At 41.2% G+C, this 20,605-nt stretch carries 19 protein-coding genes; 16 read left to right on the top strand and 3 right to left on the bottom strand.

Going from position 1 to position 20,605, the window contains the following annotated elements; all coding sequences use genetic code 11:
* Window positions 1–105: 105 nt before the first annotated feature.
* The 3 genes from NSS65_RS15095 (at window position 106) to NSS65_RS15085 (ending at window position 2,222) form a co-directional block, all read left to right on the top strand.
* Window positions 106–1,461 (top strand): glucose-6-phosphate isomerase, encoded by a 1,356-nt coding sequence (locus NSS65_RS15095; RefSeq protein WP_081124733.1) that lies wholly within the window; start codon window positions 106–108, stop codon window positions 1,459–1,461.
* 111 nt (window positions 1,462–1,572) lie between these two features.
* Entirely contained in the window at window positions 1,573–1,791 is a 219-nt protein-coding gene (locus NSS65_RS15090) for a spore germination protein (RefSeq protein ID WP_046313371.1), read from the top strand.
* A 29-nt stretch (window positions 1,792–1,820) separates the two neighbouring features.
* The gene (locus tag NSS65_RS15085) at window positions 1,821–2,222 is read left to right on the top strand and encodes a YugN-like family protein (protein WP_024423291.1); all 402 of its coding nucleotides are present in this window, start codon (window positions 1,821–1,823) and stop codon (window positions 2,220–2,222) included.
* On the opposite strand, the gene NSS65_RS15080 is transcribed toward NSS65_RS15085, so the two are convergent.
* Window positions 2,219–3,205: a potassium channel family protein gene (locus NSS65_RS15080; protein WP_326135327.1), complete on the bottom strand. Its 987-nt coding sequence runs from the start codon at window positions 3,203–3,205 to the stop codon at window positions 2,219–2,221. The two genes, NSS65_RS15085 and NSS65_RS15080, sit on opposite strands and share 4 nt — an antisense overlap.
* Window positions 3,206–3,331: 126 nt before the next feature.
* Between NSS65_RS15080 and NSS65_RS15075 the strand changes: the two genes are divergently transcribed.
* The 6 genes from NSS65_RS15075 (at window position 3,332) to NSS65_RS15050 (ending at window position 7,489) form a co-directional block, all read left to right on the top strand.
* Window positions 3,332–3,556 (top strand): hypothetical protein, encoded by a 225-nt coding sequence (locus NSS65_RS15075; RefSeq protein WP_024423289.1) that lies wholly within the window; start codon window positions 3,332–3,334, stop codon window positions 3,554–3,556.
* An 81-nt stretch (window positions 3,557–3,637) separates the two neighbouring features.
* The gene (locus NSS65_RS15070) at window positions 3,638–4,312 is read left to right on the top strand and encodes a zinc metallopeptidase (RefSeq protein WP_342467380.1); all 675 of its coding nucleotides are present in this window, start codon (window positions 3,638–3,640) and stop codon (window positions 4,310–4,312) included.
* 48 nt (window positions 4,313–4,360) lie between these two features.
* The gene (locus NSS65_RS15065) at window positions 4,361–5,653 is read left to right on the top strand and encodes a hemolysin family protein (RefSeq protein WP_024423287.1); all 1,293 of its coding nucleotides are present in this window, start codon (window positions 4,361–4,363) and stop codon (window positions 5,651–5,653) included.
* Window positions 5,654–5,766: 113 nt separating this feature from the next.
* Window positions 5,767–6,168, top strand: coding sequence for a secondary thiamine-phosphate synthase enzyme YjbQ (locus tag NSS65_RS15060; RefSeq protein ID WP_034282527.1), 402 nt, complete (start codon window positions 5,767–5,769; stop codon window positions 6,166–6,168).
* A 16-nt stretch (window positions 6,169–6,184) separates the two neighbouring features.
* Window positions 6,185–7,216, top strand: a complete 1,032-nt coding sequence (locus NSS65_RS15055; protein WP_326135328.1) for a nitronate monooxygenase — start codon at window positions 6,185–6,187, stop codon at window positions 7,214–7,216.
* Between the two features lie 24 nt (window positions 7,217–7,240).
* Window positions 7,241–7,489 carry a hypothetical protein gene (locus tag NSS65_RS15050; protein ID WP_034282525.1) on the top strand — a complete coding sequence of 83 codons (249 nt, stop codon included), beginning with the start codon at window positions 7,241–7,243 and terminating at the stop codon, window positions 7,487–7,489.
* Window positions 7,490–7,510: 21 nt separating this feature from the next.
* Here the strand turns inward: NSS65_RS15050 and NSS65_RS15045 are convergent, their stop codons facing one another.
* Complete coding sequence (locus NSS65_RS15045; RefSeq protein WP_041115839.1) at window positions 7,511–8,251, bottom strand: protein-glutamine gamma-glutamyltransferase; 741 nt, start codon at window positions 8,249–8,251, stop codon at window positions 7,511–7,513.
* 156 nt (window positions 8,252–8,407) lie between these two features.
* Between NSS65_RS15045 and NSS65_RS15040 the strand changes: the two genes are divergently transcribed.
* From NSS65_RS15040 to NSS65_RS15020, 5 genes are all read left to right on the top strand, one after another.
* Window positions 8,408–10,399 carry a methyl-accepting chemotaxis protein gene (locus NSS65_RS15040; RefSeq protein ID WP_326135329.1) on the top strand — a complete coding sequence of 664 codons (1,992 nt, stop codon included), beginning with the start codon at window positions 8,408–8,410 and terminating at the stop codon, window positions 10,397–10,399.
* A gap of 125 nt (window positions 10,400–10,524) precedes the next feature.
* Complete coding sequence (locus NSS65_RS15035; protein ID WP_041115843.1) at window positions 10,525–12,516, top strand: methyl-accepting chemotaxis protein; 1,992 nt, start codon at window positions 10,525–10,527, stop codon at window positions 12,514–12,516.
* A gap of 173 nt (window positions 12,517–12,689) precedes the next feature.
* Window positions 12,690–14,666, top strand: coding sequence for a methyl-accepting chemotaxis protein (locus NSS65_RS15030; protein ID WP_041115845.1), 1,977 nt, complete (start codon window positions 12,690–12,692; stop codon window positions 14,664–14,666).
* Window positions 14,667–15,036: 370 nt separating this feature from the next.
* Window positions 15,037–17,025 carry a methyl-accepting chemotaxis protein gene (locus NSS65_RS15025; protein WP_041115847.1) on the top strand — a complete coding sequence of 663 codons (1,989 nt, stop codon included), beginning with the start codon at window positions 15,037–15,039 and terminating at the stop codon, window positions 17,023–17,025.
* Window positions 17,026–17,115: 90 nt separating this feature from the next.
* Window positions 17,116–17,640: a type 1 glutamine amidotransferase domain-containing protein gene (locus tag NSS65_RS15020; protein WP_034282514.1), complete on the top strand. Its 525-nt coding sequence runs from the start codon at window positions 17,116–17,118 to the stop codon at window positions 17,638–17,640.
* A gap of 62 nt (window positions 17,641–17,702) precedes the next feature.
* On the opposite strand, the gene NSS65_RS15015 is transcribed toward NSS65_RS15020, so the two are convergent.
* Window positions 17,703–18,695, bottom strand: coding sequence for a Gfo/Idh/MocA family oxidoreductase (locus NSS65_RS15015; RefSeq protein ID WP_034282511.1), 993 nt, complete (start codon window positions 18,693–18,695; stop codon window positions 17,703–17,705).
* 197 nt (window positions 18,696–18,892) lie between these two features.
* Here NSS65_RS15015 and NSS65_RS15010 point away from each other — a divergent pair, with 197 nt between their 5' ends.
* Both NSS65_RS15010 and NSS65_RS15005 read left to right on the top strand, forming a co-directional pair.
* Window positions 18,893–19,285: a DoxX family protein gene (locus NSS65_RS15010; protein WP_034282508.1), complete on the top strand. Its 393-nt coding sequence runs from the start codon at window positions 18,893–18,895 to the stop codon at window positions 19,283–19,285.
* Window positions 19,286–19,351: 66 nt separating this feature from the next.
* The gene (locus NSS65_RS15005; RefSeq protein WP_024423275.1) at window positions 19,352–20,494 is read left to right on the top strand and encodes an AI-2E family transporter; all 1,143 of its coding nucleotides are present in this window, start codon (window positions 19,352–19,354) and stop codon (window positions 20,492–20,494) included.
* The last annotated feature ends 111 nt before the right edge of the window (window positions 20,495–20,605 follow it).

Raw genomic sequence — 20,605 nt, 5'->3', positions numbered from 1 at the left:
AAGAGAAGCGGCTTTTTGCCATGCCAGTGACGATCACTTGATTTCAAAAGCTAGTTCCGCTAAAGTGAAAGGGACAGAACTAACGTAATGGAGGGCTTACAAGCGATGACACATATTCAATTTGACTACTCGAAAGCGTTACCTTTCTTTCAAGAACATGAGCTTACATATTTAAAAGATTTTGTGAAGGTAGCCCATCATAATATTCATGAACAAACGGGTGCAGGCAGTGACTATTTAGGCTGGGTGGACTTGCCGAAGCAATATGACCGTGAAGAGTTTGCCCGCATTAAAAAAAGTGCAGACAAAATTAAGTCTGACTCTGACGTCCTGCTCGTTGTCGGAATCGGCGGGTCATATCTAGGGGCACGTGCGGCGATTGAATTTTTGAACCATTCTTTCTATAACACTTTGCCAAAAGGCAAGCGCAAGACACCGCAAATCATTTTTATTGGAAACAACATCAGTTCTTCTTATTTAACAGATGTAATGGATCTATTGGAAGATGCAGATTTCTCCATTAACGTGATTTCAAAATCTGGTACAACAACAGAGCCAGCCATTGCGTTCCGCATCTTTAAAAAGCTCCTCATTGAAAAATACGGTGCTGAAGAAGCGAAGAAACGTATTTATGCGACAACTGACAAGGCACGCGGTGCACTTAAAACATTAGCAACTGAAGAAGGCTACGAATCATTTATCATCCCGGATGATGTTGGGGGACGCTATTCAGTATTAACAGCAGTCGGTCTTTTGCCAATCGCTGTGAGCGGTGCAGACATTGATCAGATGATGGAAGGTGCAGCAAAAGCAAGCGAAGACTTCGCTTCATCGGAGCTTTCTGAAAATGCGGCTTACCAATATGCTGTCGTCCGCAATGTCCTTTACAATAAAGGCAGAACGATTGAAATGCTGATTAACTATGAGCCAGGTCTGCAATATTTCGCAGAATGGTGGAAGCAATTATTCGGTGAAAGTGAAGGGAAAGATGAAAAAGGAATCTATCCTTCATCTGCTAACTTCTCAACAGATCTCCATTCACTTGGTCAATATGTTCAAGAAGGAAGAAGAGACTTGTTTGAAACAATCGTGAGTGTAGACAAGCCTCGACATGAGCTTGTAATTGAAGCAGAAGAACAAGACCTTGATGGCTTGAACTATCTGTCAGGAAAAACGGTTGATTTCGTCAATAAAAAAGCATTTGAAGGAACGATGCTTGCCCATACAGATGGAAAAGTACCGAACCTTATCGTGACAATTCCTGAGATGGATGCTTATACATTCGGATACCTCGTGTACTTCTTTGAGAAAGCATGTGCGATGTCAGGATATTTACTAGGCGTCAATCCATTTGATCAGCCTGGAGTAGAAGCTTATAAAGTGAATATGTTTGCTTTACTAGGAAAACCAGGCTTTGAAGAGAAAAAAGCAGAGCTTGAAAGCCGTTTAAAACAATCATAAGAACAAAAAGCACACCTTTTCATAAAGGTGTGCCTTTTTTGTTTTCTTCAGGTTCCTGTGCAAGCTTTCCTGTGTGCTGTACATAGAATAATGAATGGAGGAGGGTGAAAAATGAGGACGAATCATATATATATTCATGATATTTCTGGGCAGGCGATCGTTAACTTTGGCAATGTCGGACGCATTTGTTCTAAGAGTGCTACGAAGGAAACAGCAGGTTCCGGCAGTGATAACGAGACGAATCAATCATCCAATCAAAGCCTGTTCGATGCCGCGTTTACAAACAATGTACAAATCACGAGGGGGAAATGTATGAATTCCTCTCTTTAACGAACCCTATACAAAAAGGAGGGTTTCGTATGATTCATGTACCATCCAGGCTGCCTGGTGAAAGCTTTTCACTTTACCATTTAGAAGAAACGATGAAGCCGCTCGGTTATGTCATTAATGGCAACTGGGATTATGATCACGGGTATTTTGATTATAAAATTGATAACCGTGATGGCTATACCTTTCTCAGAGTTCCTTTTACAGCCGAGAAAGGCCAGCTCGATCAGCCAGGTGTTGTGGTGAAAATGGGACATCCATTTCTCTTAAAGCATGTCTATCAAGATAAGTTAGATGATCATGCGATGGTTGGAAATGTGGGTGCATCCTTTAATCAATTCCAAGAACCAAAAGAGAAAGATGGGGATGTATCAAAGGCTTATGCTGAGATTGGCTTTTCGCTCGTCAAGGAATTAGAAGACGCACTGCTTTAAAGGCTGATCAATTCATCCTCTGGATGAAGCTCATAGCCAAAGGGAGGATTCATCATGGGTCCTTCTTTTTTTTGTACGCCAACGATAATTACATGATGCTCTAGAAAGTGATGGAGCGCCGTTAAGAATGTTTCTCCAGCCAATGAAGCCGGTACAGGTATGATGGTGACGTGTTTATGCAGCGTCATATGTCGTTTTTTCTTAAACGCCGTAAGCTGTTCCTTTATCAGAAAATGTTCAACCATTAAATGATTGACAGCATCAGAGGTATGAATGACTTTGTTGGCGCCAGCACGCTCGGCATTCTTCACGTAACGATCTGTTAAGATTTCAATTAAACAATATAGAGAAGGGTTTAATCCTTTTGCTGCAAGTAAGGTTAAAACACTCTGCATATCGGCTGTCACTTCATTTTCATGCTGATCCGCGGTAATCATGATTGCATCTGCACCGGTAATGTTGGCTTTACGCAGTGTGACATCTTCGGTCCCATGTCCTTTAATAAAATGAACATTTTCCAAAAGAGGCCCTTCTTTCAAGGAGTCATCAATCAGCACAATCGGCATGGCTGGATCAATCGTTTGAAACGACTGAAGCAGTTTGTTCGTTTTCTCATTCCAGCCGACGATAATGAGGTGTCCTTTCCCCTTAAAGGCTACCTTGCCCTCAACATAATGGTGCTGCTTGCTGAACACAGCGGCGGCAAGTGTGGCGAAATAAGCGGTGACAAAGCTGGCTCCGATAAAAATGAGCGCCATACCTGCCACCTGCCCTGGCATGGTTTGCGGCACAAAATCACCGTAGCCAACCGTAGAGACTGTAATGAGTGCCCACCAGATCCCATCAAAGATTGTATGATACTGCTTCGGTTCAAGTAAAACGATTAATTGTCCAAAAAAGAGAAGCAAGAAACAGATGATAATGGCAATTCGAAGATAAAGTGGCCACCTTAGCCAAGCGATAAAGATACGGTTTGATTTCATCGGACTCTTCCTTTCAGGAGACTGCTAATGTCAGTATGCCCGATTGAGGAAACATTTTTTCATCTTCGTCATGTATTGAAATAGAACCCATATCTTAAAATAAGGGAGAAGAAGGAGGGAATTCGAATGTCGTTTGTTCAAAAGACCGTACTTCTTTTTATTGGTGTGCACTTTTTATCATCAGCTGTCATCTTACTCGTGTTTGATTTAAATGCTGTGAATCATTTTATGAATGATTTTTCATGGCTGCACTTTTTTCAAGACCTTTATGGTACAGGGACCTTTTATACAGCTTGCTTAGGTGTGTTCTTCTTTTTCATTGGTGCGGTTATTCCCCTAAAAAAGACCTAGTGCTTTTTGCTGTACATGGTACATAAAAGTCATTAAAATTGTAAATAAATATATAAAATAAAAAGGAAGCTGATGAGCATGCTGTTTTTTTATTTTTTAACGTTTGCCGCATTGGGTTTATCATTTTGGGCACAATTTAAAGTGAAGAATAATTTTGAAAAGTATTCAAAGGTGGAAGCATCCAGTATGAAAACAGGTGCTGAAACCGCTCGATATATTTTAGATCGCAACGGGTTATATGACGTGCCCGTTGAACCGGTAAGAGGAACTTTGACTGATCATTACGACCCGACGCAGCGTGAGGTTCGTTTATCTGAACCTGTGTACTACGGCCACTCCATTTCGGCCATTTCAGTTGCATCACACGAGGTTGGACATGCCTTGCAGCATCAGGAATCCTATGGTGCGCTTGTTTTGAGACATAAGATCTTTCCTGTCGTGAACTTTGCATCTGGTGTTGCTCCGCTTCTTTTCCTTGGTGGAATTTTGCTCAGCAACCTTAACTTAATCGGGCTTGGGATCATTTTGTTCTCAGCAGCTGTATTCTTTCAGCTTGTGACATTGCCTGTCGAGTTTAATGCAAGTTCTCGTGCAAAAGATATCATTGTTTCAGAAGGAATCATTAGAAGCAGTGAAGAAAGAGGCGTGAACAAGGTGTTAAATGCTGCAGCTCTGACGTACGTAGCAGCGGCCCTTGTCTCCCTGTTTGAATTGCTCCGTTTTGTAATGATCTTCCTAAATGGCCGTAATGATTAATTGATGCCAGAGGAGGTGAGCCCTTACCATTGTTAGGTAAGGGTTTTTTTGTACATTTTAAACGTATTTTTAGTCATATTACTCATTGCTGCGACAGCATTTTTTGTTGTCACTGAATTTGCGATTGTGAAAATTAGAGGCTCTAAAATCAACCAGCTGATCGAAAGCGGGGATAAGAGAGCCATTCATGTTCAAAAGCTGATATCAAATCTTGACGAGTATTTATCCGCCTGCCAACTTGGCATTACCATTACGGCTTTAGGTCTAGGGTGGCTGGGTGAGCCGACGGTGGAGCATTTTCTGCATCCGCTGTTTGAAAAAATCGGGCTTCATTCTGCATTGACTGACATCCTTTCGTTTATCATCGCATTTGTGATCATTACATTTTTACATGTCGTTGTGGGAGAACTCGCGCCTAAAACAATTGCCATTCAAAAGGCAGAGGCGGTCAGCCTTGTGACAGCAAAACCACTCATCTTTTTCTATAAAGTCATGTACCCGTTTATTAAGGCATTAAATGGGGCTGCACGAAGCATCGTGAAATTATTTGGTTATCATTCTGTCAAAGAACATGAAGTGGCGATCAGTGAGGAAGAATTGCGTCTCATTTTATCTGAAAGCTATGAGAAGGGTGAGATTAACCAATCTGAGTACAAATATGTGAATAAAATCTTTGAATTTGATAACCGAGTGGCAAGAGAGATCATGATTCCGCGTACAGAAATTTCAGCTATAGAGATTGAACAGACCTTAGAAGACGTGACCCATTATATGCTGAACGAAAGGTACACACGCTACCCTGTTATTAAAGAAGACAAAGATCATGTGATTGGTGTTATTAACAGCAAAGATGTATTTAAGGCCAGCTTTCTAAATCAAGATGTATCGATTGAAGACTTAATGCGTCCGGTGATCCGAGTGATTGAAAGCACCCCTGTTCAAGAATTGCTCATTTTGATGCAAAAGGAACGGATTCATATGTCAGTGCTCGTAGACGAATACGGAGGTACAGCGGGACTTGTCACAGTGGAGGACATATTAGAGGAAATTGTCGGAGAGATTCGAGATGAATATGATCAGGATGAAACACCTCACATCGTTAAAAAAGGTGATTTTCATTATGTGATGGATGGGAAAGCATTGATTGATGAAGTAAATGATTTATTGGATTTAGCCATTGAGAATGATGATGTTGATACAATTGCTGGCTGGATGATGACGCATAAATTTGATTTTGACATTGGGGATACGATTGAAGCAGAAGGCTGTGAATTTACGATCATTGATGCTGAAGACCACCATATTCGAACCATTGAAGTCAAAAAGGTTCACTTTTCTTAAAAACCTCGCATTGCTTGACGAGGTTTTTTTGCTTGGTAAACTTTAGATAAGAAGATTTGTTTCACATAAAAAGGGTATGGTTTTTATAGAAACGTGAAAAAGGAGCAGCTCATATGAAAAAAATCAATCTACAAACAGACAGACGCGATGATATGATCGACGTCACACATGAGGTTCTCCAATATGTCAGGGAAACAGGCATACAAAACGGAACTGTCATCGTCTATTGTCCACATACGACAGCAGGGATCACCATTAATGAAAATGCGGATCCAGATGTGAAACGAGATATGCTTCGCCGGCTTGATGAAGTTTTTCCGTGGGAACATCCAAAGGATCGCCATATGGAAGGAAATACGGCTGCACATATGAAAGCGAGTTATATGGGGGCGTCTCAGCATGTTCTCATTCATGATGGAGATCTTGTGCTTGGCACGTGGCAGGGAATCTATTTCTGTGAGTTTGACGGGCCGAGGCATCGTCATTTTTATGTACAAGTGTCGTCAAACGAGTAAGAGATGGGGGAAATAAATGGGGGACATCAAAAAGTTACTGCAAATCGAACATGGAATCATCCAAGCACCAATGGCAGGAGGAGCTGTGACACCGCAGCTGGCAGCCGCTGTTTCAAATTACGGAGGGCTTGGCAGCTTGGCAAGTGGATATGTGCAGCCTGACGATTTGAGACAGCAGATTAGACAGGTCAAACAGCTGACATCTTGCCTGTTTCAGGTCAATGTGTTTGTACCAGAGCCAATTCCAGATGTGAAAAAAGAGGATGTGGCGTTTTGGGAGAAGAGACTGCCTGTATGGCCCGAAGCTCATAGGATGCCAAGCGAAGAAGAGTTGTGGGATGATTTTGAACGGAAAATCAACATTCTTCTGGAAGAAGACGTTCCGATCGTTTCCTTTACATTCGCCTGTCCAAATGAACAAACGATTCACCACCTAAAACAAAAGGGAATCTTTTTAATCGGAACGGCGACAACAAAAGAGGAAGCACTGCTTCTAGAGGAAAAAGGAATGGATGCCATTGTGCTGCAAGGAAGTGAAGCAGGGGGACATCGCGGCACATTTTTACATGCAAAAGGAGACGCCTTGGTGGGGCTGATCAGTCTGATCTCTGACGTCAAACCGCTCTGCCGTGTGCCTTTGATAGCTGCAGGAGGCATCACGAACCGATTAGGTATGAAAGCAGCGCTAGCGCTTGGAGCGGATGCGGTTCAAATCGGCACACGATTTTTAGCCAGCCAGGAAAGTGCTGCGGCAGAGGTATACAAGAAAGCCATTTTACAGGCAGAAGGCAGTGAAACAAGGGTGACAAGGCTTTTTTCTGGGAAAAGAGCGAGAGGTATTGTGAATCAGTGGATGGAGGATGAAAGTCTGCATGAAGATAGGGTTCTTCCTTACCCAGTTCAGCATGTATGCACAACACCGATGCGAAAAGCAGCTGCTGCCGGCGGTAACCCTGATCAAATGGCTCTGTGGGCAGGACAGGGCGTTGGACGTATTCACTCGATTTTAAGCGTTGAAGACATCATGCACGAACTGACGCAGACATAAAATCATGATGGGTGGTGTGACAGGATGGACATCTTAAAACATTCCTACCGAAAAAAAGGCCAGATTGAATTTTGGTTTGATGATTTCCCTCATTCTCCTGCTGTCCTTACGCCCATTCGTCATTACTATTTTGTTCGATACGTGAAATGGAGCCGGCACGACTCGCCGGTCACAAGAAAAGATTTAGAAGAAATGGAGGTCCTTGCGAACACGATGCTTGGCACACTCCAAAATTATCGTAAACGCAAGGCATACAGAAGCCCCTTGTCATAACCAATAGACAAGAGGCTTTTTTTAGCTGCCAAACATTTGCCTGAGATAAATTACATCCATCCGGGTAGTCTGCGGTAATAAATAAGCGGATTGAACCGCACCTGGCCGTCTTCTCTTATTCAGTTTGTCGATAATTTCTGCTGCTGTTAAAATTCCAAGTCCATGACCGTAATATTGATCTTCTCCTAAGTAAATCACATTTTCCCCGCGCCATTGCGACTGCTGATAGCTAAACTCTGGATTTTCGAAATATAAACAATCCCCATAGATAAAATCATTCCCGCGCTCTGTATAAATCGACAAAGTATCATAGTGCCAGTCATACAGTGTTAAACTGCGAAGTCTTCGATTAAACTTCTCCTCTCCTACTGTTTGCAAAACCCCCATATAAAACACAATGACAATCGCTGTTGCGCATTCAAATGCATATTTTGAACCATTTTCAAAAATGTCTTGAATGCCTCTTGATGGCTCCACTTGATAGCGCAGCTCTAGTGCTCCTGCTTCCGACACACGCCAAAACGCATCATTTGCACGCGACCTTTGAAAGATGGCGAATGAGGCACCGCTTTTATTCAAATCTCTTGCAGCATTCATAATGTTCGATCTTAAAGTGACCTCAAATAACAAATCAGATGCTTGCCTATAGCGGAACGTATCATTCGAGGCCTGTAACTGCATCAAAATGATCCGCTTTTGTCCCTCTAGCTGAAACGATGCCAGCTGCTCATTTGTCACTGGCTGTCCTGAAAGGATAATCATATGAAAAGCGCCCCCTTTTGTATTAGCGTATGCAGGGTGCTTGGGCAAGGAATCAATTTGTGAAAATAAACAAAATAGCATCCTTTTTATTTGAAAAACATGAAAATACTATGAAGATGTCCGATATAAAACATATCGTTTAAAAGGAGGAAAAACATGAAAAGTGCAATAAAATGGTTGAAAAAACCATCGATTTCCAAAAGACTGATTATTTCATTCACACTTGTTCTCGTCTTGCCAATCATTACACTCAGTACGATTTCATATCAGATTGCCAAAGAAGAATTAGATCATGAAATCATGTACGGAGCAAAAGCAAGAGTCAATGATATGAATGACATGATCGAGCAAAAGCTTTTGAATAAAGAAAACGCGGTGAAACTTTTTACTCAAACAACTACTGCTGCAGACTTTAAAAAGAAAAACCAGGACGAACTGTATGAGCATTTTGAAATATACAGCAAAATCAACGAAGATGATGTGGTTGGATTTTATGCAGCAAGTAAAAATCGTGATTTCATTCAGTTTCCTAAAGTAGACATGCCAAAAGGCTATGACCCAACAACACGCGATTGGTATCAGCAAGCGATGCAGGATGAAAAAGGTGAGCCAGTTGTCACCAATCCATACATTTCTGCTACAACAAACGGCATGGTGGTCACGATTGCCCAGCGCCTGAAGGACGGGTCGGGAGCGATCGGAATCGACATTGATGTGCAAGACATTGTTGATAAAATCAAAGAAATTAAAATTGGACGAGAAGGATATCCAATTATTGCAAATAAAAGCAAACAAATTGTAGCCCATCCAGAAGAAAAGTCAGGATCTGAGGTCACAGGAAATATTTCATCAATCCTTTACAGCGGCAAAGAAGGAACATCAACTTATGAGAATAAAGGAGAACAAAAACGTATCGTTTTTGTCACAAATGATTTAACAGGTTGGAAAATTGCTGGAACGATGTTTGTATCAGAAACAGAAGAAGCAGCACAGCCAGTTTGGAATTCTGCCATTATTCTTTTAATTTCTTCATTTATCCTTGGCGGTGTCGCTATCTTCTTCATTGTTCGCTCGATTACCATTGGACTGAGAAGGCTTGTTGATTTCTCAGAAAAAGTGAGTGAAGGGGATTTAACAGAAACCCTCGAAACCAAATCGAAGGATGAAATAGGAGATCTCACAAGAAGCTTCAGCAAGATGAGTGAATCTCTTCGTGAAGTCATTCGCGCTGTACAGCAATCTGTCGACAACGTGGCTTCGGCTTCAGAGGAGCTGACGGCAAGTGCCAGCCAAACAAGTCAAGCAACAGAGCATATCACGATGTCAATTGAACAATTTTCAAATGGAAATGAAGCACAAAACGAGAAAGTCGAATCTAGTACGAATCAGCTTGTGGCAATGAACGAAGGATTACAAGATATGTCACAAACCTCATCTGAAGTGGCTGCTGTCTCTATTCAATCAACAGAAGCTGCTGGTCAAGGCGGCCGAATTGTTGAAAGCACAGCAAGCCAAATGAAACATATTGATACATCTGTACAAGAAGCAGAGCAGGTCATGAAAGAATTAGAATACAAGTCTAAAGATATTACGAGTATTTTAAATGTCATTAATGGCATCGCGGATCAAACGAATTTACTTGCACTTAATGCAGCAATTGAAGCAGCAAGAGCAGGTGAATCAGGACGCGGATTCTCCGTCGTTGCAGAAGAAGTGAGAAAACTAGCAGTCCAATCCGCAGATTCAGCGAAAGAAATTGAGAAGCTCATCCAAGAAATTGTGCTAGAAATTGCTAAATCTCAAGATATGTTCAAAGCAGTCAATCGAGAAGTAAACGCAGGACTCGGTATGACAGAGGAAGCAAAAGAAAGCTTCCAGCACATTTATGAGGCGGCAGAAGGAATGTCGAAAAAACTGTCGCAATTAAACGATACAGCCATTGACCTATCAAGCGGTTCAAAGCTTGTTTCACAAGCGATGCAGGAGATGCGCCAAGTCTCGAGAGAAAGCGCAGCAAACATTCAGGACATTGCGGCTTCTGCAGAAGAGCAGCTAGCATCTATGGAAGAAATCACATCTTCCTCTGTGACACTTGCCAACATGGCAGAGGAACTAAAAGAGCTCACAAGTCAATTTAAAATTAATTAAATGATGATGAAAAGATATCCAGAATTGTCTGGATATTTTTTTTATTTTTAAACCTCCCTTCCAGCCTCTAAAAATAAACCTTTCATCCGATAATAACTTTAGAGAAGTAAAGGGGGAAAGTTAAAATGGGAAAAATGATCCAATGGTTCAAAAAACCATCCATTTCAAAGAAATTAATCATTGCCTTTTTGGTCGTCCTTATTCTGCCAACTGTGGCACTGACAATTAGTGCGTTTTTTACATCAAAGACAGAGCTAGACAAACAGATTATGGGCAGTGCGATGAGTCAGGTTAATGCATTTGATACCTTAATCAATGAGAATATTGGCAACAAATCAGATGCTGTGACACTGTTTTCAGACTCGCTCAAAGCGTCTAATCTTCAAGAAAAAAATAGAAATGCGACCATTAAAGAATTACAGCAATTTGGAAAAATCAATGAAAAAGATGTATCCGCAATCTATGCAGGCTCTGAAAAGGGATTGTTTATGCAATATCCAGTTCAAAAGATGCCAGATGGCTACGATCCAAGAGAACGTCCATGGTATCAAGAGGCATTGAAAGCAGAAAACGGCAAACAAGTCATCACAAAACCATATGTAGCAGCATCCACAGGCAAAATGGTTATCACAATTGCCCAAAAAATGAAAGATGGTTCAGGTGTCATTGGTCTTGATATGGAAATTGACAGCCTGCTCCAAAAACTAAAAGAAATCAAAATTGGGCAAAAAGGCTATGCTTTCATCATGGAGAAAGATAAAACAGTTTTAGCAGATCCAACCCAAAAGCCAGGAAGTCAAGTCAATGAAAATCTGGCCAGTATTATTTTTAAAAATAAAGAAGGAAGCGGCAGCTATACCCTCAAAGGAACAGATAAAAAGGTTGCATATGTCACCAATGAATTAACCGGCTGGAAAATTGGTGGAACGATGCTCGTATCTGAAGTAGAAGAAGCGGCAAAGCCCGTTTTCAATACAGCCATTATCGTATTCAGTGTCACACTCATTGTTGCAGGAACCCTCATTTTCTTTATCGTCCGCTCTATTTCAAAAAGATTATCCAATCTTGCCCGCTTCTCGAAAAAAGTCAGCGAAGGTGATTTACGCGATAAGCTTCAGATCCAGTCAGATGACGAAATTGGACAAGTTGGTAAAGGCTTTAATACGATGATTGACTCATTGCGATCTCTCATTGGAGCCGTTCAAACTTCAGTCGAGAATGTCGCATCTTCATCAGAAGAACTGACTGCCAGCGCAGGACAAACAAGTAAAGCAACAGAGCATATTACACTAGCCATTGAACAATTCTCCAGCGGAAATGAAAGCCAAAATGATAAAGTCGAATTGAGCTCAGAAGAGTTAGAGGAAATGAACCGCGGTCTTCAGAATATGAATGAATCGGCTGAATCCATTACTGCTTCATCGATCAAATCAACAGATATCGCAGGGGAAGGCGGCCAGCTTGTTGAAAAAACCGCTTCTCAAATGAATGTCATTGATCAGTCCGTGAAAAAAGCAGAGAATGTCATCAGTGCACTTGAAAGTAAATCGAAAGACATTACCCAAATTCTCGGTGTCATCAATGGAATTGCCGATCAAACGAATTTACTTGCGCTAAATGCAGCGATTGAGGCAGCAAGAGCTGGTGAATCTGGCAGAGGCTTCTCCGTTGTAGCAGAAGAAGTAAGAAAACTGGCGGTTCAATCTGCCAACTCGGCAAAAGAAATTGAGAATTTGATTAAAGAAATCGTGCAAGACATCGACGTATCACAGGAAGTATTCACTGCAGTGAATCGAGAAGTTCAATCAGGCCTAAGCTTCACTGAACAAACGAAAGTAAGCTTCCACAATATTTTCGAAATGACAAAAGAAATTTCTGACCAGCTTCAAACAATGAATCAAACCGTTGTTCAGCTTTCAAAAGGCTCGGCACATGTGTCAGAGGCTGTTCGTGAGATCGCAGACGTATCACGTGAAAGCTCGGCAAATATTCAAGACATTGCGGCTTCAGCAGAAGAACAGCTGGCATCAATGGAAGAAATCAGCTCGTCCTCTGCCACACTCTCTTCGATGGCAGAAGAATTACGCGATTTAATTAGCAAATTTAAGGTTGAATAGACAGGAAGAAAAGAGCCTCCAGATAGAGGCTCTTTTTCATTGAGTAAATCAAAAGAAATGGGTAATTATACTTATTTTTTGGGTTTTTTGAACATTATTCCTTGAAAAATAATTCATATTACCTAAGAATAGAAGAGGAAGACCACAAATCATAAATCAAAAGGAGTAGAGTCATGAAAAAAATCAACTTTTTTAAGCACTTTACGATGTCGAAGAAATTAATTACTGCATTCTTAGCGATTCTCCTAGTGCCAATTCTCGTATTGGCTGCATTTTCTTATGAAGTGGCATCAAAGTCTCTTAATGATGAGATTATGTCTAGTGCTGCAAATGGTGTTCAACAATTAAACGAACTCATTAATAAAGATATACAGCCTAAAATTGACATGGTTTCATACTTATCTAAATCGATCAAAAAGGGTGAATTGACTGCTAAAAACAAAGATTTACTCAAAGTGAAATTAGAGCAATTATCGGAAACAGATGACGATGTAGTAGAAGTATTTGTTGCAGATCAAAATGGTAAACTAACTGAATATTCGGAGATTCACAAAGGTAATGCAAAGAGCGCAAAAAATGAAACTTGGTTTCAGAAATCGATGGGAGAGAAGAAACTCATCATTTCAGATCCTTTTGCCGATAAGTCATCAGATGACCTGCTCATCACAATATCAGAACAGCTAGCAGATGGATCTGGTGTGATCGGGGTGAATGTACGCTTAAATACGGTTGTAAAAGATACAAACAGCATCAAAATTGGCCAAGAAGGCTATGCGTTTATCGCCACATCAGATCAGCGTTATGTGGCCCATAAAACCGATAAGGCTGGGACAAAGCTGACTGGTGACTTCATCTCAAAACTATATGATAAAAAAGAAGGCAGCTTTGAATATGAATACAATGGCCAGCCGAAGCAAATGTTTTTTGACACAAATGAAGCAACCGGCTGGAAGCTTGCTGGAACGATGTATGTGAATGAAGTAAAAGAAGCCGCACAGCCAGTGCTCGACTTAACAATGATCATTCTTGCGGCTGCGATTGCCATTGGCGGAATCGCGATTTATTTTATTATTAAATCGATTCGAAAGCCACTGATAGAGCTCTCTGAATCGGCTGAAAAAATCAGTCAAGGTGATTTGACCCAGCATATTGAAGTTCGTACGCACGATGAAATTGGTAAGCTAGCGCAGAGCTTTAACGACATGTCAGCAAAGCTGAAACAAGTCATTCAAGCTGTCCAAAATTCCATTGAAAATGTTGCTGCTTCGTCTGAAGAGTTAACGGCAAGTGCAGGACAGACAGCTCAAGCGACCGAGCATATCACATCATCTATTGAACAGTTCTCAAACAGCACTGAACATCAAAATGATATGATCGAAAAAAGCTCAGTTCAGTTAAACGAAATGGATCGGAGCTTATCGCATATGGTCGACACAACCTCTCATATGATGGAATCGTCGATCGAATCGAGCAAAACTGCTCAGGCTGGAGGAGAACTCGTTCAAAAAACAGCAGGTCAAATGCAAACGATTGAGCAGGCAGTAAAAGAAGCAGAGCTTGTCATTGCAGGCTTGGAGCAGAAATCAAAGGATATTACAAACATTCTTGGGGTCATCAACGGTATTGCGGATCAAACGAATCTCCTTGCTTTAAACGCTGCGATCGAAGCCGCACGAGCAGGTGAAGCAGGCAGAGGCTTCTCTGTTGTCGCAGAAGAAGTCCGCAAGCTGGCAGAGCAGTCAGGAAGCTCTTCAAAAGAAATTGAAAGCCTGACGAACGAAATTGTGGAGGAAATAGAAAAATCGCAGAAAATGTTTAAACAAGTAGCAGGTGAAGTACAATCTGGATTAAACATTACAGATGAAACGAAAGTGAGTTTTGAGAAAATCACTGATAAAACATCAGAAATGACAGAACAAATGAAACAAATGAACAGATCAGCCGAAGAGCTATCGCATGGCTCAAATGATATTTCTCATGCGGTGAATCAAATCAAAGAGCTCTCAAGAGAAAGCTCAGCAGGCTTCCAAGATATCGCGGCATCAGCAGAAGAACAGCTTGCATCTATGGAAGAGATCAGCTCATCTTCTGCCACTTTATCTCAGATGGCAGAAGAACTAAGGGAGCTTATTAAACAATTTAAAATGTAAGAGAGTAGCGAAACACCTGACGCCAAAACGTCAGGTGTTTCAGCGTGTAGACAAACCCTCGCATTTGGTGTCAGGTCTGCGTGCCGGTGCTCACGAATCTTTTATTCGCTCCGCTCCGGTACTCGTCCTTCCTAGACTGCAAAGGTTTTCTATCACACTGAAAAAGAAGACAAAGGGCTAAAATCAAGAACATTTTAGCCCTTTGTCAACAATCTTAAGCACCTGACGCCAAAACGTCAGGTGTTTTTCCATTCGATGCATATAAATTGGGTAATTTGGACTTATTTAGACTTTAATAAGTTAAAAAAGTAAAGAACCTAGTAGTACTTCCGATATATATACTATCTTACTAAAAGGAGTTTTCTTTTTTATGAAATTCATACAGTATTTCAGAAAGCCATCTATTTCAAAAAAGCTCGTATTCTCTTTCTTATTTATTCTTTTATGTCCAATCATTGTATTGGCATTCTCTTCATACCATACGGCAAGCACCTCTTTAAATGATCAAATTATGCAAAGTGCAAAGGAAAACGTAGAGCAGCTAGATAAAAATATTACGAAGGTTGTCAAAGTGAAAACAGACGCAGCCGATTTCTTTAGCAAATGGATCACGGAGAAAAAGCTCAAGCAAAAAGGAACGACCGATATTCAAGGACGCTTTGAGCAGTTCATGAGTATGAATGATGACACAGAAGGCATTTTTGTCGCTTCAAGTGACGGCAAAGTGTTTTCAAGATATCCTAATCAAAAAATGCCTGCAGGTTATGTCGCAACTGAGAGGGATTGGTACAAAGACGGCTGGGCGAAAAACGGTGAGCTGTCTGTTTCAGCCCCATATGCAACGGCTTCAACCGGTACACTTGTGGTAACCATTTCTAAAAAACTAGAGGATGGATCAGGCGTCATCGCGATGAACCTAGACATTGCGAATCTAGTTAAAGAGTCCAATAGCATTAACATTGGGAAACAAGGCTATGCCTTTATTGGAAGTCCAGACCGTACATATGTGGCACATCCAACGAAAAAAGCAGGAACAAAATTATCTGGTGAATGGTTAGAAAAAATGTATTCACAAGATAACGGATCTATGAGCTATATGTTTGAAGGAAAAGAAAAGCAAATGGAGTTCACCACAAACAAGGCGACTGGCTGGAAAATTGTCGGGACGATGTTTGTCAGTGAAGTAGAAGAAGCTGCACAGCCAGTCTTTAACATGGCCGCCATCATTTTAGCCGGCGCGCTTATCATTGGCGGGATTCTGATCTTCTTTATCATCCGTTCCATTACAAAACCACTTTCCACTCTTGTCTCTTCTTCGAAGAAGATCAGTCAGGGAGATTTAACAGAAAAAATTGATGTCCGCTCAAAAGATGAAATTGGACAGCTTGGCACAAGCTTTAATGAAATGAGTGAGTCCCTAAGAGATGTCATTCAAGCAGTACAAACATCTGTTGAGAATGTTGCTTCATCATCTGAAGAACTGACGGCAAGCGCAGGTCAAACAACTAAAGCAACCGAACATATCACATCATCTATTGAAACATTCTCTAACGGCAACGAAAATCAAAGCGAAATGGTGGAACAAAGCGCGGTTCATTTAAAACAAATGAATGAAGGACTGAACGAAGTTGCCGAAACGTCTGATGTCATCACAGCGTCATCTGTTCAATCAAAAACAGTCGCAGAAACAGGCGGACAGCTTGTGGAGCAGACTGTTGGCCAAATGAAGACGATAGACCATTCAGTGAAAGAAGCTGAAGGCGTGATCAACGGGCTAGAGCATAAATCAAAAGATATCACAAACATCCTAGGCGTGATTAACGGCATTGCGGATCAAACGAATTTACTTGCACTAAATGCTGCCATTGAAGCAGCACGCGCAGGTGAATCAGGCAGAGGCTTCTCTGTTGTTGCGGAAGAAGTGCGTAAACTAGCGGTTCAATCATCGGATTCAGCAAAAGAGATTGAAAAGCTTGTGAATGAAATCGTTACTGAAATCGAAACATCTCAAAATATGTTCAAAGCAGTGAATGAAGAAGTGAAAAGTGGTCTTACTATTACAGATCAAACGAAAGAAAGTTTCTCACAAATAAATGAGCAAACAGCGGAAATCGCAGCAAGAATGAATGAAATGAATACAACGGTGCGCGAGCTGTCGAAAGGATCTGAGCAAATTTCTAAAGCAGTAAATGAAATTGCAGATGTATCAAGAGAGAGTTCAGCAAGCATCCAAGATATCGCAGCATCTGCTGAAGAGCAGCTTGCTTCTATGGAAGAGATTAGTTCTTCATCCACAACTCTTTCCCAAATGGCGGAAGAATTACGTGATTTAATTAAAAAATTCAAGATCAGCGAATAAGGTCAAGTGGTTCTCCTCAAGGGGAACCGCTTTTCTTTTTAAGAGGACATCTCGTACAATAGAGGAAATCGAAAGAAGAGGAGAGATAGTATGCGTTTATCAGATAAGAAGGTCATTGCGTTTGTCAGCGATGATTTTGAAGATTTAGAGCTATGGTATCCGGTTCTGCGTTTAAGAGAAGAAGGGGCGACTGTCCATCTTGTAGGTGAAAAAGCAAATCATGAGTACATCGGGAAGTATGGTGTGCCGGCGGTATCTGATGCAGATTTTTATTCCATTCAAGCTGATGATTATGATGCTGTGCTAGTCCCTGGCGGATGGGCGCCTGATAAACTGCGCCGTTATCCAGAAGTATTAGACATCGTCCGTACATTTGATGCGAAGGCAAAACCAATCGGTCAGATTTGTCATGCCGGCTGGGTGCTGATATCAGCAGGAATCCTGAAAGGCAGACGAGTGACAAGTACACCTGGTATTAAAGATGATATGACAAATGCTGGTGCGGACTGGTTCGATGAGGCAGTTGTCACAGATGGCCACCTCATCTCCAGCAGACGCCCGCCGGACCTTCCGCCGTATGTGAAAGCATTTGCGGATGTGTTAGCCGCAAAATAAACGACTGACACGAAACAAAGGGCGAACAAAAAAATTTCGCCCTTTGTTCATCATTTCATGCCCTATACATTTTGTCTGTCGGCAGGATACAACACACCCATTTGTCTTCTCGCTTCGTCCATGACGGACATGGTTTGAACAGATAGGGCAAATGTATTGACAGGAGACTGCCCCATTCCCTGCTGAATACACTCAATAAAATGATTGATTTCATAAGACATAGCTGGCTGATCATCTTTGAGAGAGATGTCAGTTTGATGTCCGTCACGGTCGTGTATCGTGATTCGTGAAGGACGGTGGAATTGATCAATCACCATGGTGGCATCCTCGCCTTGAATTTCAGCCGATAAATGAGACGTTGAAATTTTAGAATGAAAAAGAAGTGCTTGATGCCCGTCATACTGTAAAAGGACTGAACCGTTCCCATCCACACCAGAAGAAAGCTTATAGCCTCTTGCGGTGATTTGATTCGGCAAACCAAATAAGTATATGACTGGGTAAACGAGGTACACCCCGATATCCATTAAAGAACCGTTGGATAGCTCAGGCTTAAAGGCATTTGGAAGCTCGCCGCTTCGATAGGCATCGTATCTTGAAGAATATTTACAGTAATGCGCGACCACTTGCCTGATAGGTCCAAGCTGATCAAGATGCTGTTTGATTTGAAGGAAATTAGGCAGAAATGTCGTTTTCATCGCTTCCATCAAACACACTTGATGTTTTTTCGCTGCGGCAATCATTTCTTCCACTTCTTTTCGATGAGAGGCGAATGGTTTTTCGCATAAAACATGCTTTTGATGCCCCATCATCAACATGGCTTGCTCTTTATGAAGGGCATTTGGACTCGCGATATACACGGCATCAAACGTATCACTTTCTGCCATTTGTTGTAAGTTCGTAAAAACCGTATCAATCCCATATTTTTCGGCAAAGGCCTGTCCTTTTTCAGCGGACCGTGAATAGACGGCTGTACATGTAAAATCAGCTAGTTCTTCACCAGCTTGTAAGAACCGATCTGTAATCCAGTTCGTTCCGATGACAGCAAATCGAATCATGTGATTCCCTCCTTCTGCTTTTCTCTGATTATACATGCTTTGAAAGCGTTTGTATGAAAGAATATTCTTTTTATTGCAAAGCGGATGAAACCTTTATATAGGCTGATGCGTCTTACATAAAGGATATAAATGTACGAAAAGTGGGTAGTTTCTTCCTTCTTCGGGTAATACTCAGGATAGAAGGGAGAGGAGGAAACATGAAGCGCGTCCTGCATATAGGAAGTACATACATCTTTGCGCTTTTATTCATAGCGGCTGGTATTTTTCATGTGATAGAGCCGAGCGGCTTTGCCCGCATGATGCCAGGCTGGCCATTTCCATATGTAATGGTCTATGCGACTGCATGTCTTGAATGGCTGCTGGCCGTGCTGCTGCTTTTGCCAAATGTCAGGATTGCAGCGGCAAAATCCATTGCTGTCTATCTTGTACTCATTTTCCCTGCAAACTTATTTGCTGCTCGTGAGGGAATACCATTTCCAGGTCAAGAAAATACAGAACAAGCCTTGCTATGGATAAGGCTTATTGGACAGCCGATTCTCATTGTATGGGCAATGTCCATTGCAAAATGGGAAAAAAAGCTCAAACAATGACGACCATAATCATGATCAAGTAGTGTACAATTTACTCATAAAATAGCCCGTGTTTGGAGGAACAATATGAATTCTATGCAAATGTGGAGCAGTCGATTTAGAAAATTTTTTCTTGATAACAAGTTTGTTCTCTTTTTACTCGTCCTGTTATTAATTGGATTGAATATCCTAGTTTTCATGAAAACATCATTTATTTTCACACCGCTCATTGTACTCGTCAAAACCATTGCCTTACCGATTATTTTAACGGGAGTCGTGTATTATTTATTAAATCCAATTGTTAACTTGTTAGAGAAAGCAAGAATCAAGCGGATCTATTCCATTTTGCTTTTATATATTGTCATTATTGGGATTATTACAGTGACCATCGTGTCCATTATTCCTTTTTTACAAGCTCAAACCATGAGTCTATTTCATAATCTTCCGAAATACGTCGATACGGTAGAAGATCAAATTAGACAATTAACAGGAAGTAACTTTATTAATCAAGTGCAAAACTCGATGAACTTTAACGTGTCTGAATTGGTAAGTAAAGCATCCAGTCAAGCGACGAAGATTTTGGAAAGCACCTTTACCGGTGTAGGAACATTCTTAGGGGCGCTCACAGAAGTCATTATCTCGATCGTGACTGTGCCGTTTATTCTGTTTTATCTATTAAAAGACGGCAAAAAGCTGCCTGACTATCTATTGAAATTTTTCCCAAGTAAAATGAGGGAACATACACATATCATGCTTCACGAAATGAACCACCGTCTAAGCTCGTATATTCGCGGACAGATCATTGTCAGCTTCTGTATCGGTGTTCTTCTGTTAATCGGTTATATGATCATTGGACTTGACTATGCGCTGCTGCTCGCTATCATTGCTGCATGTACAAGCATAGTGCCATACCTTGGTCCAACAATTGCGATTACACCAGCGATTGTGATTGCACTTGTGACGTCACCAGTAATGCTGCTAAAACTTATTATAGTCTGGACAGTGGTTCAGCTCGTTGAAGGGAAATTCATTTCTCCTCAGGTGATGGGGAAAAACCTTCATATTCATCCCATTACGATTATTTTTGTTATATTAACAGCTGGTAAATTGTTCAACGTGGTCGGCATCATTGTCGCTATTCCGACGTATGCCGTTCTGAAGGTCATCACGACTCACTTATTTGATTGGTTCAAAATGCGGTCCAATTTGTATAAAGAAGAAAAGGTTTGATGTCATAATCTTTTTTTGAAAAAAATATAGTATCATAAAGACGAGCTTTCGATGGAGGAAGCTTGTCTTTATGTGGACATAGATGTTTAGCGTGTTCAAAAGATCAGAATT

Source organism: Bacillus sp. FSL K6-1006 (assembly GCF_038593175.1).
In the GTDB taxonomy this organism is placed as follows: Bacteria; Bacillota; Bacilli; order Bacillales; family Bacillaceae; genus Bacillus; species Bacillus safensis.
This window is presented reverse-complemented; position numbering and strand designations above follow the sequence as displayed.